The sequence below is a fragment of the Nocardia sp. NPDC050412 genome, from assembly GCF_044458825.1.
Classification (GTDB): Bacteria; Actinomycetota; Actinomycetes; order Mycobacteriales; family Mycobacteriaceae; genus Nocardia.
In genome coordinates this window covers 743,196-767,601 of the sequence record NZ_JBITIJ010000001.1, presented here as the reverse complement: position 1 = coordinate 767,601, position 24,406 = coordinate 743,196, and the positions used below count along the sequence as shown (strand labels likewise).

The window sequence follows — 24,406 nt, the reverse complement described above, 5'->3', positions numbered from 1 at the left end:
GATTGTCGAAGCCCTGCGGAGGTGTTGCGGGATACGGTTTCATGCATCCCTCAACCTGGTGACGGGGCAAACGGTTGCCCACGTTTCGTGCCCAACTTTTTCGGGCACCGACCTGTTGTAGTTCGGTAAGGACACAGAAAGGCGGTTCGGATGAGCACGACAGACAACGGCGATTGGGTTCGTGACGTTGCGCTCATCTCGCTGCTCGGCGCGGTGCTGCAGGACTGTGCGCGGGAACCGCTGTTATTGCTCGCCAGCGCTCCTGAGACGTCGGTGATTCGGATTGGGCGTGGCGGCGCCGATTCGGCGCGGGCGTTCGACGACTTGCTGATCGAGGCGTACGAATCGACCAAGGACAGGCTGCTGGCCTCGGTCACGAAACAGGTCGGTAGCCGCACCGACGCGGAAGATATCGTCCAGACCGCGTTCATGCGCGTCTACGCCGCGCGCCCCGACATCACCGACGCCGAGGAATTGCGCCGCTACATCTGGACCGCCGCGAAGAACCTGACCCGCGATACCTGGCGGCGGGCCGCCAACGATCGCGACCGCCTCGATCCCGACGGCGAGACGCGGATCGCACAGCTCGCAGACGGCGCCGGACTCGCCTTCGACGATGTGATCGCGTTGCGGCACATGCTGGTTGCCGCGCTCAACGCCGTCCCCGCCCGCGAGCGCGAGGCAGTAGTGGTACGCGCGTTCGAGGGAAACACCTATGCCGAAACAGCCGCGATCATGGGCGTGGGCGACGGGACTGTGAAGGCTTACGTACACGCCGCGCTCAAACGGCTCCGCGCGAACATCGAAGCCGCCTGATACACAATCGAATTCAACGCTCGAGCATCAGCCGCGGGCACATGGCGGCTTGCTGTCGACGCCGCGCGGGAGCTTGTCGCGTTCGGCATCGATGTAGTCACGATTGCTGATCAGGCACAGCCGTTTCTGAATATCGTTGCGGTCGAGATTGATTCGGATCAATCCGACGTCCGACAGACCGATGAGCGTCGTTCCGACGAGCTTCCAAACCGTGATGGATCCAGGCACGGTGAATTTCGTGCTGGTGCCTGCTCGGGTGTCCCAGACCTCGACTTCGGACTTGTTGCCGAGCACGACAAGACCGTCTGGTGACCAGCCGGCGACAACGGAGTCGTGCGGTACCGGCGGCATGTCCATCTTCGCCGTTTCACCAGTGGCGGTATTCCAGCGGAACAGCGCTCCTGAGTCATCCTGAACCAGCACCTCGGTGTTCCCGGGATTCATATGGACATTCGCCACACCTACACCCGGCAGTTCGAACGAGCGAACCAGTGCGCCGCTGTCGAGATTCCACAGCTGCAGCGACTTGCCGGCGATATTGACAACTACCGAGTCTGTCGACGCGTAACCGACGAGGGTCGCCGCTTTTGCGGTAGTCCGCAAATCGTCGAGATTCTGGCTGAGCAAGACCTGACCTCCGATCTGTCGACCGTCGCCGATGTGCCAGCGCGTGATGGCTCCCGCGTGCAGCGCGGCCGCTTCGTCGTCGTTGCGGATGGCGAAGGTGACGAACGATAGATCCGCCGAATTCAAGCCCGATGGCGTCGGGAGTGGTATTCGACCTATCTCGTCGAAGGCCGGCATCAGCACCACGGCAACCCGCGAAGTGCCGGTCCACATCAGGGCGTGCCGCCCATCTGGAGTGAAGGCGAGCATCGCGTGTGGCCAGACACGAAGCGTGAAACCAGGCAGGCTGAAGAGGAGACGCATCGACTGCATGTCGATGACTTCGAAGGTTTCGCCACGAGAGCCAGCGACATAGCGGCCGTTGGGACTCCACAAGGCCGTGACGTCGTCGGGCGTGATCTCGGCCCAATCAGAATTGGACTCCGCCGCCGCCCCGTATCGCTCGATGCCGTTACTCGCCGCATAGATCAACACCGGACCAGCCGAGGTGAGGTGTACCGCAGGAGCGATCGCGTCGGAGCTGTGTCGAACCTGGACCTGATAAACACGTCCAGTCGCTATGTGGACGAGCTTCGCGATCTCGAACGCATCCCTGTTCTCGCCGGAATATTCGATCGCGAATTGTCCTGTGCTGTCGAGTCGCAACGATCCGCAGGTGCCGAGACCGACCCGGCGAAGTTCGGCACCATCGGCGCCGCGAATAATCAGCGTCTTCGAGTCATCCGCGCATTCGACGGTCAGCCCGTCCGGTGTGACGTCACGCCCCGGCCAATCACGAACTGGCCGACCGCTTTTCAGGTCGTAAATGACCTGGTGAACTTTGAGATCGACATCCGTTTCCGAAAGCCACAGGGTCTCGTTCGCGGAGTCGACCCGTGCGATGGTCCGGGTCGGCATGCCATCGGCAGGAATGTCGGGCAACCGATGAGGCGGTCCGGACAGGTCATATCGTTCGATCACATCGGGATCGCCGAGATAGGTCCCATGGCCCCGCTTCGGGTCGACAGAAATGAACAGTTGCCTGCCATCCTGGGAGAACTTTGCGACGAGCGCCGTTCTTCCCACGACATCCGCACCGTCGGGACGAACGGTGACGGGACCGGATCGAGTCGACACGTCCCACAGCGCAATGCCGCCACGATTGTTCAGGATCGCCAGTTTGCCGCCCTCGGGGCTCAGGCGTGCGCCGACAACATTCGGCACCGTCGCCACCCGCCACGGCGACGGCGGTCCGGTGAGAAATCCTGTCCAGACTGTGATCTGGCCATTCGATTGGGCAGTTGCCAACACCGACGCATCCGCGCTGAAGCCGGCTGTCAGCACATCGGACCAAAGATCGTTGTACGCGGCCTCTAATGCGCCGAGCCGAATCTGCGCGAGCAGCTGCTCCGCTCGCACATCCGCATTGTTCGGAGCGAATCTTCCTGCGGCTTGGGCGAGTTGGAGAGCCGTCGACGGATCGGTATTGCCGAGCGCCTCCGATTGCTGGGCGAGGTTTATTCCCGCCTGCTCGCGTAACTGTGCTGTCCGGGCCTGACTGGTGCGGTAGGCGACGATCGCGGTGCCGGAGGCGACCAGGGCGAGTACGGTGACAACCGCAGTGACGGTCCACAAGCGCCGCACCTCGCGGCGGCGGAGTCGACGAGAAGCCGCGATGTATAGCCGATGGGCCGCAGGGACTTCGGGTTTGCGCCTATCGACCCATTCGAGCGCATCCTCCAGCGCCCTACCGTGTAGCAAGGCGCCGTTGTCGTGCTCGGACAGCTCCCATTTCTGGCGGTCCTGCTCGAGTTGCTGCTGCCAGGCGCGGAAGTCGCGGTCTTCCTGCAGCCAGGTGCGCAGCCGCGACCAGTTGTCGATGAGGGCCTGGTGGGCCAGTTCGACGGTGTCGGTTCCATGTGCGTCTCGGCCCACGACGACCAGCCGATCGCGCGCCAATCGTCCAGCGACACTGCGCAGTTCAGGGAAATCACCCATCGACACCACGGACCGGACGAAACCGCCTCCGCTCGAAGCGGGAGCGGCGAGCAACTTCAGCAAGCGCTGCACGCCGAACGCTTCGATCGGATCGGTGAACTGGGCCAGCACACGGTCGGCGCGGTCGGTGAAGAAACCTATTGCGCGGCCCGCTCTTTCGTAGTCATCGACGGTGATCGAAGCAGCGGCCCGTCGATCCCACAGTTGCGTCAGAGTCGACTCGAGCAGCGGCAGCGCGCCCGGCTCGCCCACCGTGTCATCCACGAGACGCTCGACGAGGGCCGGGTGTAGATCGGCTCCGGGCGCACGGGCGGCGGGCCGCTGGATGGCGTCGCGGAGTTGGTCACGACCCATCGGTGCCACCGCCACCGTGGCTCCGTCGAGAAAGCTGGCGAGGTCCGCGTCGATCAGGTTGTTCAGCGCATCCCACCGCAACGTGAGCAGAATTCGGATGCGTCCCTCGGTATCGGCGCGGGCGAGCTCCATCAGCCATTGCAGCACCGCACGCGCCCGCTCCGGCGCGGTCGCAGCCAGATCCTCGAACTGATCCGCGAACAGCACCAAGCCCTCCGGCGGCACGCGTTCGAGCAGGCGCGCCACCGAATCATCGACAGTCCCCGGCTCAGGCGCCGCCTGCTGCGCCAGCAGTGTCGAAAGCTGGCCGCCGTCCGGAAAATCGAATCGTGGAGTCATCGCTCGGACGACCGGCGTGGCCGCATCGCCCGGCGACACCTCGCCGGCAAGCCGGAAGGTCGCGATCTGGCGCCCCTGTGCGCGGAGCCGGGGGATCACCCCCGCGCGGATGAGCGACGATTTGCCGATGCCCGACGGTCCGGCCACCGCGACGAGCGGTCGCTTCCGCAGCGCCGCCAACGCGCGATCGATGTCGTCGTCTCGACCGTAGAAGTAGTCCGCGTGTTCCTCGTCGAACGGCTCCAGCCCACGATAGGGGTTGGGGACGAACGAGGGGTCCATGCCGAGTATTTCGGCGATCGGGATCATGAACGCGGTTCCGGTGTACCCACGCGGGTCGGCGACTGCCGCCATCCCCACTACCGCGTCTGTTCCGCTGTCCCACACCGGCGCACCGCTGAACCCCCGCGTGATCGGCTGACCGCCGACTCGCTGCAGTTGCAACCAACCGGTGCCCTGCCGTTCCCGGAACTCGCCCGACGCCCAGACACCGTCGGGCAACTCCGCCGGAAAGCCGAACATCCGGAACTCGCGCCCCCACGGGTCATTGGCACGCCAAAACGGCGGCGGCACAACCGGATCGCCCACGGCGTCGTCCAGTTCCAGAATCGCGATATCACCCCGACCGTCCCCCGCGATCGGGGTCCACCGGCGCACCCGCGCACGCCACGTCCCGACCGACGGCAGCAACGGAAACTCAACCGCCACAACGGAATCCGGCGGCTGCACAGCATTTGGATCGGTACCGGCCGCGAACGCGATCACGTGCGCGCACGTCGCGACGATGTTCGGGCCGACCAGGAATCCTGCGCCGACGACCTGACCTGTGGTCGTGCAGATCCGCGCATGCGCCGAGCCGAACCGAGCGACAGCGCTCGAACCACCTGCAGTCATGGTCCCTCTCCCTGTGTACCCGACCGAACATATCGCGGCACAACGGGGCTCGAGATCGAAAGGCGATATCGTAGGTGATCATCTGGCCGCGGTTCCACGGCACTCGCCGCGTCCACCGGTCGGTATCCAGGTGTTGCCAGTACCAGTGTTATCGGACTCCTGTTACTGGTGTCGGATCGGTTGCAAGCTCATCACATGACTCAGACCTTGCAGCCGGGAACCGCTGCGGCCACGTCGGCCGCTGCGGAGCCGGCAGTTCAACCCGCCGAGTTCGGTGCGCGGCGGACCATCGCGGTGCTCGCGGTATTGCTCACGGGGCAGTTCATGGCGGTGCTCGATGCCTCGATCGTGAATGTCGCCATTCCTTCTATTCGTACTTCGTTGCATACCAGTGGATCCGCGTTGCAGTTGATCGTCGCGGGGTATGTGATCGCCTATGCCGTATTGCTCGTGACCGGTGCCCGGTTGGGTGATCGGTTCACACAGCGCCGCACCTTCATTACCGGGCTCGCGGTGTTCACCGTTGCCTCGCTGGCCTGCGGTTTGGCGTGGAATGAGTTCTCGCTCATCGTATTCCGGTTCCTGCAGGGTGCCGGTGCCGCGGCGATGATTCCACAGATCATGACCATGATCCAGCGGAATTTCACCGGCAATGCCAGGGCCAAGGCGCTCAGCGCGTACTCGGCGATTATTTCCGGCGGTATGGTCGTCGGCCAGGTGGCGGGTGGATTGATCGTCAACGCCGACCTGTTCGGCAGCAGCTGGCGCGGTGTATTCCTGGTGAATGTGCCGATCGGTGCGGTGCTGCTGCTGATTGCGCCGCGGGTATTGCCCACGGCCACCGCACGATTCGATCGGAAGCTGGATCTCGCGGGTCTGACCATGCTCACCATCTCGGTACTGCTGCTTGTGCTGCCGCTGGTATTGGGACATGAGCAGGACTGGCCGCTGTGGACGTGGATCACTCTGGGCGCCAGCGTGATAGGTGTCGGATTGTTCGTTGCGATCGAGCGGGCCGTTGCGGCTCGCGACGGTGAACCGCTGTTCGCACAGCGGGTACTGAAGTCACCGGGTCTGGCGCTCACCGCGGGCACACTGTTCACGATCATGGCGACCTTCGGCGGCTGGATGTTCGTCATGGCGATACACCTGCAGAGCACTCTCGGCTACACCGCACTGCACGCGGGTCTGCTGTTCATTCCGATGGGCGTGACGTTCGCGCTGGCCAGTTTGAACTGGGAGCGCATCCCACATCGCCTGCACGCCACCATGATTCCGTTCGGCCTGACGGTCGGCGCGACCACAATGGTGACGCTGGGCATGATGCTCCGTAACGGCGCCGACTTCGGGCCGCTGCCGCTGGCCGTCTTCGGTATCCAGGGCATCGGCTTCGGCCTCGCCTTCAGCCCGCTGATGACCCGTACCCTGGCCAGGATTCCGATGGCCCTCGCCGCCGATGCCAGTGGCATTCTGGTGACCAGTGTGCAGCTCGGTGTCGTAGTCGGGATCGCGTGCTTCGGGTCGGTTTTCCTCGGGCTCGCGGGCAGTACAGTGCTGTCGGCCGCACATGCGCTGGGCGGCACCGCGATTGCGGAGGGCGTAACGGTATTGGTTGCGGCGGCACTGTCCGCGCGCGCCGCACGGTAGGTGCGACAACCGATCCCGGATTCGCTTGTTGGCGCATCCGGGATCACCGGACTCTCGGCGGGTTCGGATCATCGCGAGGCAAATAATGGCGGAGCCGGACAAGTTTGACGATCGTCATACCAATGAGCGGAAATGCCTTCGCGGTGGGCATCGAATTGGATGGCGAGGGATACCACCCGGCCGCGTGGCGGCGGGCCGCACATGCGCCCGATCAGTTGCTCACCGGCAATACGCTGCGCAAACGCGTGAGCGCGGCCGAGAATGCTGGTTTCACGCTCGCCACCTTCGACGATTCGATCCTGCCGCCCGCCCAGCATCCAGCCGGGCGGATCGACGGGGTGACGCGGGCTTCGTTCGTCGCGGCGACAACCAGCACCATCGGGCTGGTTGCCACGGTCGCGACCACCTACGCGGAGCCGTTCCATACCTCGTCACAACTGGCCACGCTCGATTACGCCTCGCGTGGCCGCGGCGGGTGGATCGCGACGACCGATCCCGCGGCCGCCACGGCCTGGGGACGGCCGCCGCGCATTACCGACGCGGAACTCGCACGCGAACAACGGGATTCGATCGAGGTCGCGCGTCGGCTGTGGGATTCCTGGGAAGACGATGCCGTGGTGCGCGACTATGCGGCGAGCCGATTCCTCGATCGAGACAAGCTGCACTACATCGACTTCAGCGGCGAAACGTTCTCGGTGAAGGGTCCGGCCATCGTGCCTCGACCGCCGCAGGGGCAGGTGGTCGTCTTCGCGTACGACGCCGGCGATGCTGACGTCATCCTGGTCACCGGAAGCGATCTCGCTCAGACGCTCGCCGCCGCCGACCGGGCGCGGGCCAGCGGTGCACTGGTGTTCGTCGAACTCGATGTCGCCCTGGATATTCCGGATGCCACGGCCGCCGAGCGCCTCGCCGAACTAGATGCATACACGACCGCGAATCGTACTGAGCGCCTGACGTTCTCAGGTTCCCCCACCGAACTCGTGCGCCTCATCACCCAACTCGCTGACCACGTCGAAGGCGTACGTCTGCATCCGGCCGTCATCGACGAAGATCTCCCGGCGCTGGCGCGCTACGTCCTGCCCGCACTGTTGCGCGCCGGTGTAACCCACCGTCCGGTGCCGGGTTCGACCCTGCGCGCCAATCTCGGCCTGCAGCGGCCGATCAACCGTTATGCGAAGGATCAGCACTGATGTCCGAGGTTCCGTTCCCCGACGCACAGGTCCATTTCGGCGTTTTCTTCCAGGGCGTCAACCACAGCACCATTTGGTCGGATCCGAGCAGCGGCTCGCAGATCGACTTCGAAACCTTCCGGCATATCGTCACCACCGCCGAACGTGGACTGTTCGACGCATTCTTCCTCGGTGAGGGCCTTCGCCTGCGCGAGCAGAACGGACAGCTGCTCGATACCGACATCGCCGGACGTCCCGACGCCGTTGCCCAGCTGGCGGCGCTGGCCGGGATCACCAGCCGGATCGGTCTGGTCGCCACCCAGAACACCACCTATAACGAACCGGCCGATCTCGCCCGGCGGCTCGCGGGTCTGGATCTGCTGTCCGGTGGACGCGCGGGCTGGAATGCGGTCACCACCGATAATGCCTGGACCGGTGCGAATTTCCGGCGCGGCGGCTTCCTCGACCACGCGCAGCGCTACGAGCGCGCGGGCGAATTCATCCGCACGGCCCGCGAGATCTGGGATGCCTGGTCCGACAATGCGATCGCGACCTCGCGCCGCGATATAGATTGGGCCGCATCGGATTCGGTGCGGCTGGTAACTCGCGACAACGAGCACTTCCGAGTCTCGATTACGCCGACCCTGCCGCGCAGCGCCCAGGGACATCCGGTGATCTTCCAAGCGGGTGATTCACCCGCGGGCCGCGATTTCGCTGCGACCCACGCCGAGGTCATCTTCTCCAGGCACGGAACACATTTCGACGCCGCGCTCGACTTCGCGAACGATATTCGGACACGCCTGGAACGCGCGGGCCGACCGGCCGATGACATCAAGATCCTGCCCGGTACCCAGATCGTATTGGCGGAGCGGGAATCCGAGGTCGAGGAGAAGGCGCGCTGGGTGCTGGAGGGTCAATTCACCGGTCAGACCGCACTGTCCCTGGTCGGGCAGGTGTGGGGTCGTGACCTGTCGGATCTCGATCCGGACGGTCCGCTGCCGGCGGATGATCCACAGCCCCGAGTGATTTCGGGTGAGCGCGGCGCACAGCGCGACGGTCAGGATCCGGTGGCGATCGCCCGGGAGTGGCGGGCGCTGGCCGAGGCCAAGAATCTGTCGCTGCGCCAAGTCGCCATCGAGACCTCGCAGCGGTCCGGATTCGCCGGGACACCGAGCCAGGTCGCCGACGAACTGACCCGCTGGGTCCGCCACGGCGCGACCCACGGGTTCAATATCTCGCCGTATCTGGCGCCCACCGGACTCGACGAGATCGTCGACTGGCTGGTTCCGGAATTGCAGGAGCGCGGCTCGTACCGCACCCAGTACACCGGCACCACTCTGCGCGAACACCTCGGACTGCGACCGCCGCTGACCAGGCGCTGAAAACCAGGTCCGATCCGCGAAAGATGGCCGGTTTGCCTGGAAACCGAGCCCGAGACCGCGTCTTACTCGTATGTTTGCCATACGCAGTGCAGATCGGAGTGGGACAGTGCAAGCAGGGGTTAGCGCGGATTATGTGATCGTCGGCTCCGGGTCGGCCGGCGCGGTCCTGGCCAACCGGCTCAGCGTCGATCCGAATGTGTCGGTGGTGGTGCTCGAGGCCGGAGGGCCGGATAAGAACAAGTTCGCCCATATTCCGGCGGCGTTCGCCAAGCTGTTCCGTTCGGAGGTGGATTGGGATTACCTCACCGAACCGCAACCCGAGCTGAAGAATCGGCAGATCTACTGGCCGCGCGGCAAAATGTTCGGCGGATCGTCATCGATGAACGCGATGATGTGGGTGCGCGGATTCCGTGCCGACTACGACGAGTGGGCATTGCTGGCCGGGGACGAATGGGGGTTCTCGGCGGCGGTCGAGCAGTTCCGCAAAATCGAGACCGTCGAGGATGCCTCGTATCCGGATGAGGGCGCGACCGGGCCGCTGCGTATTTCGCGGCAGCGCAGTCCGCGTGCGCTGACCGCGGCGTATCTGGCCGCGGTCAAGGAATCCGGATTCACTGTGGAGCCGCCGAACCGGCCCCAGCCGGAGGGGTTCAGCGAGACCATGGTCACTCAGCATGGCGGCAAACGGTGGAGCACGGCCGACGGTTATCTGAAACCGGCGATGCGCCGTCCGAATCTCACCGTATACGCCGAGGCGCTCGCGTCGCGGATCATCTTCGCAACCTCGCCGAATGGACGACCGCGCGCTACCGGTGTGGAGTATTACAAGGACGGCATCACCCAGACGGTGGCAGCACGGCGCGAGGTGATCCTCTGCGGTGGGGCGATCAATAGCCCACAGTTGCTTATGCTCTCGGGTGTCGGCGATGAGGACGAACTGTCACGTCATCACATCCCGCTTGTGCACCATGCTCCGGAGGTGGGCGCCAATCTGCAGGACCACCTGGTGGCGGCGCTCGGCTACGGCGTCGAATCCGATTCGCTGTTCACCGCGGAAAAGCCGCGTCAGCTGCTCGATTATCTGATCCGGCACCGCGGCATGCTCACCTCCAATGTCGGTGAGGCCTATGGCTTCATCCGCAGCCGGTCCGATCTCGAATTGCCGGATCTGGAGCTGATTTTCGCGCCTGCGCCGTTCTTTTACGAGGGTCTCGAGGATCCCACGGAGCACGGGGTCGTGCTGGCGACGGTGCTGTTGCGGCCGCACAGTCGCGGTCGGATCTCGCTTGGTTCTGCTGATCCCGCGGCCAAACCGGTCATCGACCCGCGGTACCTCTCCGATAGCGGCGGTGCGGACCGAACTGCGATCATGTCCGGTCTGCGGATATGCGCCGAGCTGGCCGCAGCTCCGGCTTTGAAGGCCGTACTCGGGCCGCTGATCTACCCTCCGCAGGCTCCGGTCGATCTCGAGGGCGCGATCGAGTTGACGCTGAACGGCTATTCGCACACCCTGTATCACCCGGTCGGCACCTGCCGGATGGGCACCGACGCGAGCAGTGTTGTCACCCCGCGCCTGGAAGTGCGTGGGGTGCAAGGACTCCGTGTTGCGGACGCGTCGGTGATGCCGTTGCTGATCCGCGGGCACACACATGCGCCGAGTGTGTTCATCGGTGAGCAGGCGGCTCAGTTCATCCTGCGTGCTTAGTGCGCTGCAGTAGGCGAATGCTCGATCAGCCGCGTTGCCGGGCTGGATCCTCAGGACTCTGTGTCTCCACGGGAATGCGCCGGGCGGACAACGAAATCCGTGGTTCTGGGGATCTCCGTCGCGAATAGGGCTCGAAATGGCATGCAGTGCAATATCGCATTGCATGCATGTGCGCATAACGTGCTGTGCCGCATCGGATGTCAAAGCGCCCGGCCTGCCCGACCGGTGTGACGCCGCTGTGCTCGCCTCGTCGATGCGAATCATCTGGTCGCTGCCCAAAGGAGGTGCGTGGACACACCGAGTCACGCGTAGGCGAACAGGGCCAGGGAGCCTGCGGACAGGATCAGGTAGGGCATGGGATAAGCGATGTCGGCGTACCACTTGGCTCGGATAATGGTGATTTCCGCGCCGAGAAAGTAGAGGACCAGGCAGAGGGCGGCGATGAGGCCGAGTGGCGGGAACGCCAGGCCGATCAAGAGACCGAGGCCGCCGAGTGCTTTCAGGATGGCCAGTGGGTTGAGGGTCCATTGCGGGAGGCCGTAGCCGCGCATGGTCTCGCGCACCTGATCCGCCTTGACGATATCGAAGCCGGTGGCGCCGAAGGCGGCTACGGCGGCGAGGATGGTGACGACGACATATGCGATAGACATGGGACTACCCTCCGGGTATCTCGGTTCTGTGGGTCTGCGATCGTGGGTGGGACACCTGATCGCCTATTCACGTGACGGATGCCGACCGCGAAAGGTGACCGATGCACGCACAGGAATTGCTGGCGCGACGATTCGAGACGCACCGCGATCACCTGCACGCGGTCGCCTACCGGATGCTCGGATCGGCCAGCGAAGCCGAGGATGCGGTGCAGGAGGCGTGGCTACGGCTGGATCGCTCCGATACGAGCGATGTCGAGAATCTTGCGGGGTGGTTGACCACGGTGGTCTCCCGGATCTGCCTCGATATGCTGCGCTCGCGAACCGCCCGACGCGAGGATCCGATCGATCGGCTCGTCGAACTCGGCGATACCGCCTCTGACCGCGATCCGGAAAGCGAAGCGGTGCTGATCGATTCGGTCGGACGCGCGCTACTGGTGGTGCTGGATACGCTCGGTCCCGATGAGCGGGTGGCGTTCGTGCTGCACGATATGTTCGCCGTGCCCTTCGATCAGATCGCGCCGATCATCGGACGAACCAGCGCCGCCACCAAGAAGCTCGCCAGCCGGGCCCGTGCGCGGGCGCACGGCGACGCGACCGCATCCACTTCCGAACTCGCGCAGCAGCGGCATGTCGTGGATGCCTTCCTCGCCGCCGCCCGCAGCGGTGATCTCGACGCACTGCTCGCCGTACTGGCACCCGATGTGGTGCGTACGGCCGATCCGGCCGCACTGCCCTCGGGTATGGCGCAGGTCGCGCGCGGGGCACGGGCGGTGGCCCGCGAGACCGTCATCCTGCGCCGCCGCTCCCAGGTCGCCACGCTCGCGCTGGTCGATGGCGCGGTCGGAATCATTGTCGCGCCGCGCGGCAAACTGCTGCTCGCGCTCGCGGTTACGGTCCTGGACGACCGAATCGCGGCCTACGAGGTGATCGCCGATCCGACCCGACTGCGGCAACTCGACCTGGCCGTGCTCCCTGAATTGCCCTGAGCCAGAGGAGGTCCAGGCCGTCGAACATCAGCCGTCGCGCATGATAGGACTCCCCTCGGCGGTCTATCGGGCCATCAGCCAGCAGACTCTTACTTCAGTCGCAGACGGCACCGAACGATGCTGAGCCCACCAACTTCGAATACTTGGCGAGTACGCCGCGGGTGTAGCGCGGCGGCAGCGGTTTCCAGCCTTCACCGCGCCGGTCGAGTTCTTCCAGGTCGATGAGAAGGTCGAGGGTGCCCGCGGCGACGTCGAGGCGGATCTGGTCACCATCGTGGACGAAGGCGATCGGTCCGCCATCGACCGCCTCGGGGGCGACGTGGCCGACGCAGAGACCGGTGGTGCCGCCGGAGAAACGTCCGTCGGTGAGCAGCAGCACGTCCTTTCCGAGGCCCGCGCCCTTGATGGCCGCGGTGATCGCGAGCATCTCACGCATACCGGGACCGCCCTTGGGCCCCTCGTAGCGGATGACCACCACATCGCCCGCGGTGATCGTGCCGTCCTCGAGCGCGTCCATCGCTGCCCGTTCGCGGTCGAAAACCCGTGCCGTACCGGTGAATACATCGGAATCGAAGCCTGCCGACTTGACCACCGCACCGCCGGGTGCGAGCGATCCGGCGAGAATGGTGATGCCGCCGGTCGGGTGGATGGGAGATGCCATGGCCCGCACCACTTTTCCGTCCGGATCCGGCGGCGCGATGGTAGCCAGGTTTTCCGCGACCGTGCGTCCGGTGACGGTCAGGCAGTCGCCGTGCAGCAGCCCGGCATCCAGCAGCGCTTTCATCATCACCGGCACGCCCCCGATCCGGTCCACATCGGTCATCACATGTCGCCCGAAGGGTTTCACATCGGCGAGGTGCGGCACCCGGCGGCCGATGCGCGCGAAATCCTCGAGTGACAGATCGACCTTCGCGTCGTGGGCGATCGCCAACAGATGCAGTACCGCATTGGTGGAGCCGCCGAATGCCATCACCACCGCGATCGCGTTCTCGAAGGCCTCCTTGGTGAGAATGTCGGCCGTCGTGATTCCCCGACGCAGCAATTCCACCACCGCCTCACCGCTGCGCCGCGCGTAGCTGTCGCGACGTCGATCGGTCGCGGGCGGTGCCGCACTGCCGGGCAGCGACATACCCAATGCCTCGGCCGCGCTGGCCATGGTGTTGGCGGTGTACATGCCGCCGCAGGCACCCTCACCCGGACAGATGGCCCGTTCGATGGCATCCACATCCTCGCGGCTCATCAGACCGCGCGAGCAGGCGCCGACCGCCTCGAACGCATCGATGATCGTCACTTCGCGCTCGCTGCCGTCACTGAGTTTCGCGATACCGGGCAGGATCGAGCCCGCGTACAGAAACACACTCGCCAGGTTCAGCCGCGCCGCCGCCATCAGCATGCCGGGTAAGGATTTATCGCATCCGGCCAGCAGCACAGAACCGTCGAGCCGCTCGGCCTGCATCACGGTTTCCACGCTGTCGGCGATCACCTCGCGCGATACCAGCGAGAAATGCATGCCCTCATGTCCCATGGAGATGCCGTCGGAGACCGAAATTGTCCCGAATTCCATCGGATACCCGCCGCCCGCGAACACTCCCTCCTTGCACGCCTTGGCGAGCCGGTCCAGCGACAGATTGCACGGCGTGATCTCATTCCACGAGGAGGCCACACCGATCTGCGACTTTCCCCAGTCGCCGTCGTCCATGCCGACCGCCCGGAGCATCCCGCGGGCGGCCGTCTTCTCCAGACCATCGGTGACATCGCGACTACGCGGCTTGATATCGGGACCGTTCGGATCATTCGCCATGGCCACATCATTCCCCGCCCGTATCTCCACCGCTGCCGACCACGCCGATCGGCCCGCGATTCGACCGCTGTCAGCAGGCTCAGTTGGCGGCCCAGCGTCTCGACGATCAACGATGGCGGCCCAGCCGAATGGGGCGCTACCCCCTGACGCTCGCGAATCCCATGGGCGGCGTGGGAGACGGGCCCGTGCGCAGCACCGGGCGGAAGTCGGGAAGTGCGGGCAGCACATCGGCATTGCGGGCGGCGTAGCAGCGCACGCGTGGGAGCGCTCGGGTGACCTCGGCTCGTTCCACCGGCTCGGCATCGATGAACCCGACGGTGTCCAGTTCCAAGCCGAGAGTGTGCGCGATCCGCAATAGCGACGCGGATTTGCGGCCCCAGCCGATCTCGATGGCCGAGAACATGTCGTAGAGCCCGTGTCGATAGAGCTTTTTGAGGGTGAGGTCGCGGTCACTACGGCTGGCTACGGCATGCCAGATGCCGCGCTCGCTCAGCTTCAGCAGCGTGCGCAGGGCGGCGGGGCGTGGTGCGCTGCTGGTTGCGTCGCAGACGACACCATCCCAGAGGGTGTTGTCCAATTCCCAGACAAGACATCTCAGAGCCGGTGCCATCGCCTGCCCCTATCGGTTGTTCATCGCTGCCTTTCCTGCCGTGTCGTCGGCAGATGTGCTACTGCAAAACCATCCAGCGAACGGCACGTGCCGGACAAGCCCCCGCTTTCTTGGGAGCCCGTGCGGCCGAGGCGATACTACCGGTACCGCCCGTGAATGCTCCTGTCAAAAGCCGTAGTAGCGGCGAACCAGCCGTTCATAGACCCGAGCGGGCGTGAATCGTCGGGTCCAGAACGAGAGCCGAACATCGCTGCCGCACAGGTAGGTTTGGCGTGGTTCGGGTGCTTCCAGGATTGCCCGCACCTTCCTGGCTACCGTCTCGGCGGACTGTCCGTGCTGCAGATATCCGGTGACGCGCGCCAGCACCGAAGTCCGATCGGCCGTGTATGCCTCGATCGGAACGGCAACGCGCGCAGCGGAATCGATGATCGGGGTGACCGTCCATCCCGGCGCGAGCACCGATACGTGGATGCCGAAGCCAGCGGTCTCCATCCGCATCGCCTCGCCGAGACGTTCGATGGCGGCCTTGGTAGCCGAGTACCAGCCGCCATAGGGTTCGGCGATGGCGCCCGCACCGGAGCTCACCACGATTACCCGCCCGCGGCCCTGCGCACGCATGATCGGCAGCACTTCGCGCAGCACGCGGTGGGTGCCGATCACGTTGGTATCGATGAGCGCCGCGGCCTCGTCCGGATCGGTCTCCTCCACCGAACCGACAATGCCGTAGGCGGCGAAGGTGACCACAGCATCGATGCGGCCGTGTCGTGCGTGCGCGGATTTCACCCAACTCCGCACCGCCTCGGTATCGCTGACATCGACCGCGCTCACACCGTCCCGCCCGACTTTGTCGCTGCCCTCGACCGTATAGCCGACGCGCGCGAGGTATTCGACGGTCGCCGCACCCATACCGTTGGCAGCGCCGGTCACCAGAACAACGGTCACAGCGCACACACCTGCAACACACGCGGCAGCACCTCTAACCGCGCCGATTCGACAATCGTGATCTCACCGTCCAATTCGAGCGGCGCGGGTGCGGCGGGCCGCAGTTCCACCGCGGTATCGCGACGGCAGGTGGCCAGTGCGCGACCCCTGAACTTGCCGCGGTAGAGACCTGCGATGAGCCGCAGTATTCGTGCCCGTCCCGCGGCTTTCCAGATATTCACATCGAACATGCCGTCCGCGCTGGTTACCGGTGTGTCGTAGTACATGCCACCGGCGAAGTGCACGCTCTTGAGCACACCGACATTCGTGATCGGTGCGGTGTGCACCCAGTCGGATCCGCGCAGTTGGATGGCGAGTGGCTTGTGGGTGGCGATATTGCTCAGTGCGGTGGCGAGTACGGCCGCCTCGACATTGCGGGATTTCAGCCAGCCGATCAGCCCGCGCGCCTGATTGAACGAATGATTGCCCGCCGCTACGAGTCCCATGCTCGCATTGAGCAGGAAGTAGCGGACCGTTCGGGTGCCGTCCGGGAGGAGCATCGTGGCCTTGCCGACATCGACGAGTTCGGGTGCGCCGAGCCGGACCGGGACGTCGGCGATGCTGGTTCGCCCCGGTTTGTGGAAGTCGTTGGAACTGCCCAGACCTATCGCGCCCAAAGCGATCGCTTCCGCCCCCTGCCGCGGGCGATCGGTCGCCGAGTCCATGATCGCGTTGAGGACCAGGTTGACCGTGCCGTCGCCGCCCGCCGCGACGATCACCTCGGGCGGATCCGACTCGAGAGCGGCCCGCACCAGTTTCGTGGCTTGTTCCGCGTCACTGGGCATTTCGATGGTCAGAGCGGCATTCCGTTCGCGCAGAACGCTTTCTACCGGGCGCCACCGCTGCAGCGCCGTCCCGGCATTGGACTGTGGATTCAGGACGACGAGCATGATTCCTCCTCGATTCCCAGCCACTCGCGTAGCCGAGGCCAATCCCCCGTACGTACCAGCCCCGAATATCCCTGCGGGACAGCAGGTTCCGGCACGTTCACCAGGAAGACGGGGATCCCGATTCGCGCCGCCGGTGCATCATTGACGGCGTCGTTGCCGATCATCACGCACTCCCCCGGTTCCGCGCCGAGCCGGTCGAGGAGTTCTCGATAGAACTCGATGCGTGGTTTCGAGCGGCGCATATTCTCGCCGCTGGTTCGGAAGGCGAACGCGGACGGGTCGTAGCCGCCCCAGTCGAGCCGGGTGGTAACCGTGCTGTCCGGCCACAGCGGGTTGGTCGCAACCACTTGTACCGTGCCCGCTTCGTGGAGCCGGGTCACGGTATCCAGTGCCGACGGCACCGGCGGAAAACAGCGACGCAGGCGCGGAAAGCCCGTCTCCGCCAGGCTCTTCAATTGGGTCGCCACCGCATCGGGTGCAAGGTCCAGCCGGTCGGCGAGCAACCGGACCATGAGCTCGGTGTTGGTGTGCTCGGTGTCGTTGGCCCGCACCTGCTTCAGCACGCCCGACAGGACACCCAGAAACCGATGCGGCGGGGCCAACTCGCGAAATGCCTGCGCGGCCGCCAGCGGCATCAGTGTCTTGAACCGGCGTCGATGCAACCGCACCAAGGTGCCGTCCAGGTCCCACAGCACTGTGCGGTTCATTCCTGGCTGTCCAGTACCGCTTGTAGATCGGCGCGGGTCAGGCCCAGCCGCGCCGCGTATTCGTCGATGCCGGGACGCTCGGTTGCACTCGTACTGATTCCGGCCCGGCTTGCCAGTTCCGAACCATATGCGGCACCGAGATCGAAGACTGTCTTGGCCAGAGCCGCTGGGAACAGCCAGCGGCCCAGATCGCGCTGGAACACCCGCGTCAGCCGGTAGGGAGCGGAGATTCGCGCGCCGAGATCGGATAGCGGCGCCGGGTCGCGCAGTGAACTCATCTTGCGCGCCTCCGCACCGGGCACCAGCAGTAGGTCCGACCACAGGCGACCGAAACGATCGCGCTTCTCGCTCGCGACGGCGGTCATATTGAATTCGGTATATGCCTTTTCGATGCGTGAGGTGTGGGTGGAGCGGCTGCGCAGCAGGGCATGGATATCTGCGGTCTTGCGCGCGGTGTCGTAGCGGGTGAAGCGGTTGATCTTCGGCGCGATCCAGCCGATCAATGCGGCGAAATCCGGGACGGGAACCAGTCGATCGGCCAGCGAAAGGGCGTGGTACATCAAGCTTTCGCTGCCTGCCTTGGCGATTTCACCGGCCAGCAGATCGTAGTCGAGGTCATCGGCGTTGCGGGCCAGGTTCCAGATGTCGGCGAGCTCGCGCACACCGGTCTTGTAGTACGGCAGGTGGATGCCGAGGTGGTGCAGGTTGTCCTCGTGCGACATGGCCCAGGCCGGCACACCGTAGAAGTCGATGCGCCGCACGCGCTTCCAGATCGCGGTGTAGTCGACGGTGTACGGGGCCAGCGGCGTGATCAGGCCCCAGTGCGTTCCGACGATAAGTGATCCGTCATGGGAGACGAACGACGGCAGGTGGTGCGAGCGTTCGGCACGGACCTTCGGCGCCTTGCCCAGCAGTTCGGACGTGGCGAAAAGGCCCAGCTCCCGGTAGATGTCGATAACGGTGTCGACCTGGTCGAGTTCGACGAGGATATCCAGGTCGTTCATCCGCTTGTAGCGCGGGTCGTGGTAGATCTGCGCCGAGAACAACATGCCCTTGAGCACCACGCAGCGCACACCGCGTTCGTCGAAACGGCGCAACAGTTCACGGGCACCGGCCAGGCGTCGATCGTTCACGGCGGCAATGTGATCGGTCACGCTGGCGAAATGTGCTCGCACCAGTTCGGGAACGAGGTCGTAGAGTTCCTCGGATTCCAAGCGGCGCTGCACCAGTGGGACGGTCGCATTGAGCTCGGCGAGTTCGAAAACCTCTGACCAGTCGGTGATCTCGTGGGCGAGCTGAGCCAATGCGGCGCGCTCGTCCTGATTCGGTTCGGCCAGTGCCGCATGCACCAGCAGGCGTTCGGAAGCCGTGCCGCCCGCGGCGATTTCGGTTCCGGTCATATCAGCGGATTCCTTCTTCGGTGGGACCGATTTGTTCGGGGTGGAAGGCGAAGCGGCGGGCCACGGCCGAGATCTTCTCCAGCGCGAAATCCAGCTGAGCGCGGCTGAGCGTGGCCATCATGCTGACCCGTAGTCGCTGCTGTTCGCGTGGCACGGCCGGGAACTCGACGCCGTTGACGAACACGCCCTCGGCATGCAATGCCGCGACGACCTCGGCTACGGCGAGGCGCTGCGGCACCAGGATCGGGATGATCGCGGTCTGCGGATCGACCGCGAAACCCATTCGGCGCAGTTCCCGCACGAAGTAGTCGACATTGTCGTGCAATTGGCGGATCCGCTCCGGATGTGTGTCGATGAAATCGATAGCGGCGAGTACCGAGGCGACGACCGCAGGTGCGAGCGATGCCGAGAACATGTACGAGCGCGCGAAGAACCGCAGCGTGTCCACCAGATCCTTCGAACCGGCGACGAAACCGCCGGTGGTGGCGAACACCTTCGAGAACGTGCCCATGTACAGCTCGACCGATCCGGCCCCCATACCGAAATGTTCCGCGGTGCCATGGCCGTTCGCGCCGAGCACACCGGTGCCGTGCGCGTCGTCGATGGCCAGCCAGGCCCCGAACGAATCGCACAGCGCCCGAATCTCCGGCAGCGGTGCGATATCGCCGTCCATCGAATACACGCCCTCGACGGCGACCACGATGTTGGCGCCCGGATTGCGCCAGCGGATCTGCATGAGCCGGTGTCGCAGATGTCGAAGGTCGTTGTGCTCGAAGGCCATCGAGCGGACCCGGCCGAGTTGGATGCCGTCGTAGAGGCTGGCATGGCTCTGCTCGTCGTAGAGCAGGATGTCGCCCTTGCGCAGCAGACCGGTCACCCAGCCCACATTGGCGGCGTAGCCGGAGGAGAATACCAGCGCGGATTCGCAGCCCTTGGTCTCGGCGAGGCGTTCCTCCAGCCGCCGGTGCACCGAGGTGGTGCCGTTGAGTAGTGGCGGCCCGCCGTGGCCGACACCGAATTCGCGCACGGCGCGGACAGCGGCCTCGACGATCTCCGGTTCGTTGCCGAGGCCGAGATAGTTGTTCGAACCCAACATGATCAGGTCGCGGACCGCGCCACCATCGGGATCGCGGACCCGCACGACCGGACCCGCCGGTCCGGTGATCTCTCGGAGGACGAATCCGGTGCCGCGTGCGTTGGCGACATAGGGCCGGAACTCCTCGAAGCGCTGTTCGAAGGTGTGCGCGGCGGGATCGAGGTAATGCTCGAGGCTGAAGTTCTCGCCGTGTGCGGTGTCGTGCGGTGCGGCTGCCGTAGATGTCATGAGCTGTGTTCCTGAACGATGGTTGCGGTTCCGGCCTTACCGTCGAGAATCAGCACATCCCCGCTGGCGACCAACCGGGTGACACCGGGAACGCCGACGACGGTGGGGATGCCGAGTTCGCGGCCGATGATGGCGGTGTGGGAGAGCGGGCTGCCCTTTTCGCTGACCAATCCCCCGGCGGCCACCATCAGGAAGACCCAACCGGGATCGGTGCTGGATGCGACGAGGATCTGACCATCGACGACCACATCCGGTTCCGGATTGGTCAACACCAGTGCCGGGGCTTCGACTCGGCCTGGCGCACAACCGATTCCGTGCAACACACTGCCGGAATCGCCGGTAGGAGCGGGATGGTCGAAGGTCGGATCGTTGATGCCGACGGCCGCGATTCCTGCCGTGACGATTCGGGACGGCAGCTGCTCGGTGCGCCACCGCTCGTGATCACTCTTGCGTGTGGCGACCGTACGCGACGCATCTGTATCGACCGCGGTGCCACGTGTGAGGGCCGCTATCTCCTCATAGGTGAGCCAGAAGATATCACGCGGATCCTCGAGTAATCCGGCGGCGTGCAGCTGCCTGCCGTATTCCCGGAAGACCCGCTTGACCAGGCCGAAGGAGCGGCTGCGGCCCAGCCGCATATTCTCGCGCTGTTTCACGTGCTCGCGTGCGCGGCCGAGTGCGAACCGGAATGCCAACCGTTGCGGGAGCTTGCCACGGAACAGTTTCGCAGCGGTGCGCTCCGCGTCGCGCCGGATCCGCTTCTCGCGGGCCGCCATTTCGTCGATGTTCTGACCGCCACGCAGGTAGTTGCGCAGCATGGGGACCAGTCGATCCGGATGTTCGCCCAGCGGATCGGTTTCCAGCTTCAGCTCGTCGACAGTGCGGTCGCCGAACAGGGCGATGTGCCGCAGACATGCACTGCGGAAATCGGCGAATTCGCGCTGTGCCAAGGCTTTCCATACCTCATGCGGTTCCAGCGGTCCTTCGAACAGCTCACGCAGTGCGGTATCCGCCCGGACCGTTGCCGTCAGGGCGAGCGCCGAGCGAACCGGGTCGACGCTGTCGACTCCCTCTTCGCCGCAGAACAATTCATTGCGCAAGGTGATGGCGGCTGTTTCGGTGAGGCCTTCGCGTTCCAGCAGCAGACCGACGACGTGGAACATCTGCTGGGCCAGAAAGTCATTGAAGATCTGTACCGCGTAGGCCGGTACGAGTTCGTGCAAACAACGTTCCATCCACTCGAGCAGGGCTTCCGGATCTCTTTCCCGCTCCGGCGTTTCCGGGTCCAGCCGGTGGTCCAGTTCTGCGGTGAAGTTCTGGAGTTCGGTGAAGAACGCGCGCAGCCGCCGCGGAAGCCGCAACCAGCCAACGGTGATGACGACGGCGATACGTAGCCGCAGCAGATACATGTTCGCCCTGGCCAGACCGCGTTTCGGCGCGGCCCGGCGCTGGTAGCGGTTCTCGATATTGAGTGCCGCCTCCCAGCCTTCGATGGCGAACTCCATGCCCGGTATCTGCAGGAATAGCCGGTACCAGTTGCTGATGTTGTAGTAGATGCGGCCGTGTGCGGTGCCGACCAGATAGGGGTAGAGGCTCGCTGCGTTGCGTTCGACGATGGCGTCGGTGGCGCCGAAATCCTTGTGGCAGGCCCGGAATACCTGCTCATAGGCATTCCGCAGGATCGAGAAGGTCAGTGGGCTGGACAGACCGGGATATGACTCGGCGACATTCACATTGTCGAAAATTGTTTCGCGGGCACCGGTCGCGGTGATCGGCCGGGCTTGGAGCAGGTACAGCACGCCCTCGGCGTCATAGGCCCATTCGATATCCTGTGGCGCGCCGAAGGATTCGGCCAATCCCATTGCGGTATCGACGAGTTCGACCACCTGCGCGTCGGTGAGTGCCGGTTCGGTGACGGCGGCGATCTGTTCGATGACGGTGCCGGAACCGTCGGCCGCAACCACGACCCGGCTCTGCTTCTCGGCCACCGAGCGGGACACGATCGTGCCCGCGGCGGTGTCGACGAAATAGGTATCGCATTCCACGGTCCCAGCTACCACACCTTCGCCGAGACCCAGAGCTGCCGAGACGACGGCCTCGCCCGGGTCGCCGGTCTGCGGGTTGCAGCTGAAGGCGACGCCGGAGACCGCGCTGTCGATCAGCACCTGAACCAGGACGGCGCAGTCGATCTCGGTGTTGTCCAGTCCACGATGTACTCGATAGAACAGCGATCGCTCCGAGTAGGCGGAAGCGAGCACTTCCAGCACGGCCGCCGATACGTTCGCCGGGGCGACATTCAGCAAGGTGTCGAGTTGGCCCGCGAAGGAGTCCGTCGCCGAATCCTCACCGCTCACCGAGGACCGTACCGCCAGCCGAACCTCGGGTTGCGGTGTGCGGTCCACGATTTCGCGCACATTAGCGCCCAGTTCGGTATTGATCGCCGCCGGGATTTCCTGAGCCAGGATGATCGTGCGTATCTCTCCCGACACCGCACGCAACGACACAGTGTCGGTGTGATCGAGCGAATCCAGCGCCTCGGCAATGGCTGCACGGATCGGTTCGAGGATGCGCGCACACGCGGCGGCGCTCAGCACCACGAACGGTGGTACGCGATGGCCCGCCGCCACCAGCCTGCCGAGATTCGCAGCCTTGGCGCCCACTTGCGCCGCCATCGTCGCATCAGCGGCCAGTGCGAAATCGCTGACGGTTGTTCCGGTCATTGCGCGGCCTCCTGCATGGTCGTGGCCGTCGGCACCGCGGGCGCACGCCGGGTGAGCCGCACGAGTACCGGATCGGGGGTATTGGAGATCTCCGGGTTTTCCCGAACCCGCATCCCGTTGACGAGTTGGATGTCGTAGCGGGCCAATAGCATTGCGATGCCGACACGCACCTCCGTCAGCGCCATATGTTGGCCGACGCACAGATGTGCGCCCCAGCCGAAGGGAAAGTAGCGGAAGGGTGGGCGGGCCTTGGTCTGCTCCTTGGTGAACCGGTCCGGGTCGAAGGTCAGTGGTGAATCCCAGAATTCGGGGAAGCGGTGGTTGACGAACGGGCTGATCACCACGATCGCGCCCGGTTGCAGATCGAAGCGGTCGAAGCTGTCCGGTTCGATAGCGGTGCGGCTGAATGCCCACGCGGGCGGATGCAGGCGCATCGCCTCGTCGATCGCGCGTCCCGTCAGCTCCAGCGCGGGTAGCGCCCAATCGACGCCATCGGTCAACGCGAGCGCCATATCGATCTCGTCGCGCACCCGCGCGAACACCGCTGGATTGCGGGCCAGTTCGTAGATGGTCCACGCCATCGCGCCGCCGGTAGTCTCGTGTCCCGCGAGCAGGAAGGTGAGCACCTCATGACGCAGCTGCGCGTCATCCATGGCGTGCCCGGCATCATCGCGGGCCGCGAGGAGTCGAGCCAGCAGGGACGTCGTTTCGGCATCGGCGTCCCGGTGTCGCTGAATGACGCTGTCCACCACGCGATGTAGTCGTTCGCGAACACCGTGGAAGCGGCGATTAGCTGGCGTCGGCACATTCGGCGGCACTTGAATGGGCGCGGCCATATGCCGCATCACCCACGAAACACCCTCGCGCACATCGTCTTCGATCTGGGGCAGCACACCGTCGATATCGGAGCCCATGACCGCGCGACAAACCACATCCGCCGCGAAGCCCATCACCTCGGGGACCAGGTCGAAAACCGCGCCCGTCGCCGCGTACGCATCGAGACGATCGAGCATGCGCTGTCCACACTCGACCATGAGCGGAATCTCGGTGTCGACGTGGCGGCGGGAGAATGCGGGTTTGATCAGCGCGCGCTGGCGTTTCCAGAGTTCGCCGCCGCTGGTCAGCAGTCCGGGTCCGAGCAGGTAGTTCAGACTCTGATAGCTGATGCCCTTCTCGTACTTGGCCGCATTGGCGACCAGGACCTGATTGATGTGCTCCGGCTCGACGAGCAGATGCAGCTGCTGATGCACCAGGCGCAGCCGGACGCTGCCGCGGTGTGCGACAGCCTGTTCATAGAACAGCGCGAGCGGGTCGGCGCGGTACTCCGGATACGCACCGAGCGGATGTCGCAGTACCGGACCGCCGAGCCGTCGGCCGCCGAACTTCGGCTGCACGCTCATGACTGCGCCTCGCTGGCGCTCGGCTCC

17 protein-coding genes are annotated in these 24,406 nt (G+C 64.9%); 6 read left to right on the top strand and 11 right to left on the bottom strand.

The features are described from left to right. Positions 1 to 150 precede the first annotated feature (150 nt). On the top strand, positions 151 to 816 hold the full coding sequence (locus ACIBI6_RS03565) for an RNA polymerase sigma factor (RefSeq protein ID WP_396955172.1): 666 nt from the start codon (positions 151 to 153) through the stop codon (positions 814 to 816). Between the two features lie 27 nt (positions 817 to 843). Here ACIBI6_RS03565 and ACIBI6_RS03560 read toward each other — a convergent pair whose 3' ends face one another. Further along, positions 844 to 5,007, bottom strand: a complete 4,164-nt coding sequence (locus tag ACIBI6_RS03560; protein WP_396955171.1) for a trypsin-like peptidase domain-containing protein — start codon at positions 5,005 to 5,007, stop codon at positions 844 to 846. 195 nt (positions 5,008 to 5,202) lie between these two features. On the opposite strand from ACIBI6_RS03560, the gene ACIBI6_RS03555 reads away from it, so the two are divergent. The 4 genes from ACIBI6_RS03555 to ACIBI6_RS03540 all read left to right on the top strand — a co-directional run bounded on the left by ACIBI6_RS03555 (position 5,203) and on the right by ACIBI6_RS03540 (position 10,910). Further along, the gene (locus ACIBI6_RS03555) at positions 5,203 to 6,654 is read left to right on the top strand and encodes an MFS transporter (protein ID WP_396955170.1); all 1,452 of its coding nucleotides are present in this window, start codon (positions 5,203 to 5,205) and stop codon (positions 6,652 to 6,654) included. 122 nt (positions 6,655 to 6,776) lie between these two features. Further along, a complete protein-coding gene (locus tag ACIBI6_RS03550) occupies positions 6,777 to 7,844 on the top strand; it encodes an LLM class flavin-dependent oxidoreductase (RefSeq protein ID WP_396955169.1) in 1,068 nt (355 codons plus the stop codon). Further along, on the top strand, positions 7,844 to 9,205 hold the full coding sequence (locus ACIBI6_RS03545) for an NtaA/DmoA family FMN-dependent monooxygenase (RefSeq protein WP_396955168.1): 1,362 nt from the start codon (positions 7,844 to 7,846) through the stop codon (positions 9,203 to 9,205). The genes ACIBI6_RS03550 and ACIBI6_RS03545 overlap by 1 nt, the downstream gene beginning before the upstream one ends. 106 nt (positions 9,206 to 9,311) lie before the next feature. Next, positions 9,312 to 10,910, top strand: a complete 1,599-nt coding sequence (locus ACIBI6_RS03540) for a GMC family oxidoreductase (RefSeq protein ID WP_396955167.1) — start codon at positions 9,312 to 9,314, stop codon at positions 10,908 to 10,910. 302 nt (positions 10,911 to 11,212) lie between these two features. Here the strand turns inward: ACIBI6_RS03540 and ACIBI6_RS03535 are convergent, their stop codons facing one another. Further along, positions 11,213 to 11,560, bottom strand: coding sequence for a DoxX family protein (locus ACIBI6_RS03535; protein WP_396955166.1), 348 nt, complete (start codon positions 11,558 to 11,560; stop codon positions 11,213 to 11,215). A gap of 101 nt (positions 11,561 to 11,661) precedes the next feature. Here ACIBI6_RS03535 and ACIBI6_RS03530 point away from each other — a divergent pair, with 101 nt between their 5' ends. Beyond that, positions 11,662 to 12,546: a sigma-70 family RNA polymerase sigma factor gene (locus tag ACIBI6_RS03530; RefSeq protein ID WP_396955165.1), complete on the top strand. Its 885-nt coding sequence runs from the start codon at positions 11,662 to 11,664 to the stop codon at positions 12,544 to 12,546. Between the two features lie 94 nt (positions 12,547 to 12,640). Here ACIBI6_RS03530 and ilvD read toward each other — a convergent pair whose 3' ends face one another. The 9 genes from ilvD to ACIBI6_RS03485 all read right to left on the bottom strand — a co-directional run bounded on the left by ilvD (position 12,641) and on the right by ACIBI6_RS03485 (position 24,379). After that, the gene (ilvD, locus tag ACIBI6_RS03525; protein WP_364340650.1) at positions 12,641 to 14,347 is read right to left on the bottom strand and encodes a dihydroxy-acid dehydratase; all 1,707 of its coding nucleotides are present in this window, start codon (positions 14,345 to 14,347) and stop codon (positions 12,641 to 12,643) included. Between the two features lie 136 nt (positions 14,348 to 14,483). Continuing rightward, a complete protein-coding gene (locus tag ACIBI6_RS03520; RefSeq protein ID WP_364340648.1) occupies positions 14,484 to 14,957 on the bottom strand; it encodes an HAD-IIIC family phosphatase in 474 nt (157 codons plus the stop codon). Positions 14,958 to 15,122: 165 nt separating this feature from the next. Then, a complete protein-coding gene (locus ACIBI6_RS03515; RefSeq protein WP_396955163.1) occupies positions 15,123 to 15,899 on the bottom strand; it encodes an SDR family NAD(P)-dependent oxidoreductase in 777 nt (258 codons plus the stop codon). Continuing rightward, positions 15,896 to 16,828, bottom strand: a complete 933-nt coding sequence (locus tag ACIBI6_RS03510; RefSeq protein WP_396955162.1) for a diacylglycerol/lipid kinase family protein — start codon at positions 16,826 to 16,828, stop codon at positions 15,896 to 15,898. Before ACIBI6_RS03510 ends, ACIBI6_RS03515 begins: the two co-directional genes overlap by 4 nt. After that, on the bottom strand, positions 16,813 to 17,535 hold the full coding sequence (locus ACIBI6_RS03505) for an HAD family hydrolase (RefSeq protein ID WP_396955161.1): 723 nt from the start codon (positions 17,533 to 17,535) through the stop codon (positions 16,813 to 16,815). The genes ACIBI6_RS03510 and ACIBI6_RS03505 overlap by 16 nt, the downstream gene beginning before the upstream one ends. Further along, complete coding sequence (locus ACIBI6_RS03500) at positions 17,532 to 18,935, bottom strand: nucleotidyltransferase family protein (protein ID WP_364340640.1); 1,404 nt, start codon at positions 18,933 to 18,935, stop codon at positions 17,532 to 17,534. Before ACIBI6_RS03500 ends, ACIBI6_RS03505 begins: the two co-directional genes overlap by 4 nt. A 1-nt stretch (position 18,936) precedes the next feature. Continuing rightward, entirely contained in the window at positions 18,937 to 20,259 is a 1,323-nt protein-coding gene (locus tag ACIBI6_RS03495) for a pyridoxal phosphate-dependent aminotransferase family protein (protein WP_364340638.1), read from the bottom strand. Continuing rightward, positions 20,256 to 22,979 carry a PEP/pyruvate-binding domain-containing protein gene (locus ACIBI6_RS03490; RefSeq protein WP_396955160.1) on the bottom strand — a complete coding sequence of 908 codons (2,724 nt, stop codon included), beginning with the start codon at positions 22,977 to 22,979 and terminating at the stop codon, positions 20,256 to 20,258. Before ACIBI6_RS03490 ends, ACIBI6_RS03495 begins: the two co-directional genes overlap by 4 nt. Then, positions 22,976 to 24,379 carry a cytochrome P450 gene (locus ACIBI6_RS03485; RefSeq protein ID WP_396955159.1) on the bottom strand — a complete coding sequence of 468 codons (1,404 nt, stop codon included), beginning with the start codon at positions 24,377 to 24,379 and terminating at the stop codon, positions 22,976 to 22,978. Before ACIBI6_RS03485 ends, ACIBI6_RS03490 begins: the two co-directional genes overlap by 4 nt. Between the last annotated feature and the right edge of the window lie 27 nt (positions 24,380 to 24,406).

Coding starts and splice junctions, on each gene's coding strand:
- ACIBI6_RS03565 (WP_396955172.1), top strand. CDS start 151: ATGAGCACGACAGACAACGGCGATTGGGTTCGTGACGTTGCGCTCATC.
- ACIBI6_RS03560 (WP_396955171.1), bottom strand. CDS start 5,007: ATGACTGCAGGTGGTTCGAGCGCTGTCGCTCGGTTCGGCTCGGCGCAT.
- ACIBI6_RS03555 (WP_396955170.1), top strand. CDS start 5,203: ATGACTCAGACCTTGCAGCCGGGAACCGCTGCGGCCACGTCGGCCGCT.
- ACIBI6_RS03485 (WP_396955159.1), bottom strand. CDS start 24,379: ATGAGCGTGCAGCCGAAGTTCGGCGGCCGACGGCTCGGCGGTCCGGTA.
- ACIBI6_RS03520 (WP_364340648.1), bottom strand. CDS start 14,957: ATGGCACCGGCTCTGAGATGTCTTGTCTGGGAATTGGACAACACCCTC.
- ACIBI6_RS03530 (WP_396955165.1), top strand. CDS start 11,662: ATGCACGCACAGGAATTGCTGGCGCGACGATTCGAGACGCACCGCGAT.
- ACIBI6_RS03495 (WP_364340638.1), bottom strand. CDS start 20,259: ATGACATCTACGGCAGCCGCACCGCACGACACCGCACACGGCGAGAAC.
- ACIBI6_RS03500 (WP_364340640.1), bottom strand. CDS start 18,935: ATGACCGGAACCGAAATCGCCGCGGGCGGCACGGCTTCCGAACGCCTG.
- ilvD (WP_364340650.1), bottom strand. CDS start 14,347: ATGGCGAATGATCCGAACGGTCCCGATATCAAGCCGCGTAGTCGCGAT.
- ACIBI6_RS03490 (WP_396955160.1), bottom strand. CDS start 22,979: ATGACCGGAACAACCGTCAGCGATTTCGCACTGGCCGCTGATGCGACG.
- ACIBI6_RS03510 (WP_396955162.1), bottom strand. CDS start 16,828: ATGCTCGTCGTCCTGAATCCACAGTCCAATGCCGGGACGGCGCTGCAG.
- ACIBI6_RS03505 (WP_396955161.1), bottom strand. CDS start 17,535: ATGAACCGCACAGTGCTGTGGGACCTGGACGGCACCTTGGTGCGGTTG.
- ACIBI6_RS03535 (WP_396955166.1), bottom strand. CDS start 11,560: ATGTCTATCGCATATGTCGTCGTCACCATCCTCGCCGCCGTAGCCGCC.
- ACIBI6_RS03545 (WP_396955168.1), top strand. CDS start 7,844: ATGTCCGAGGTTCCGTTCCCCGACGCACAGGTCCATTTCGGCGTTTTC.
- ACIBI6_RS03550 (WP_396955169.1), top strand. CDS start 6,777: ATGAGCGGAAATGCCTTCGCGGTGGGCATCGAATTGGATGGCGAGGGA.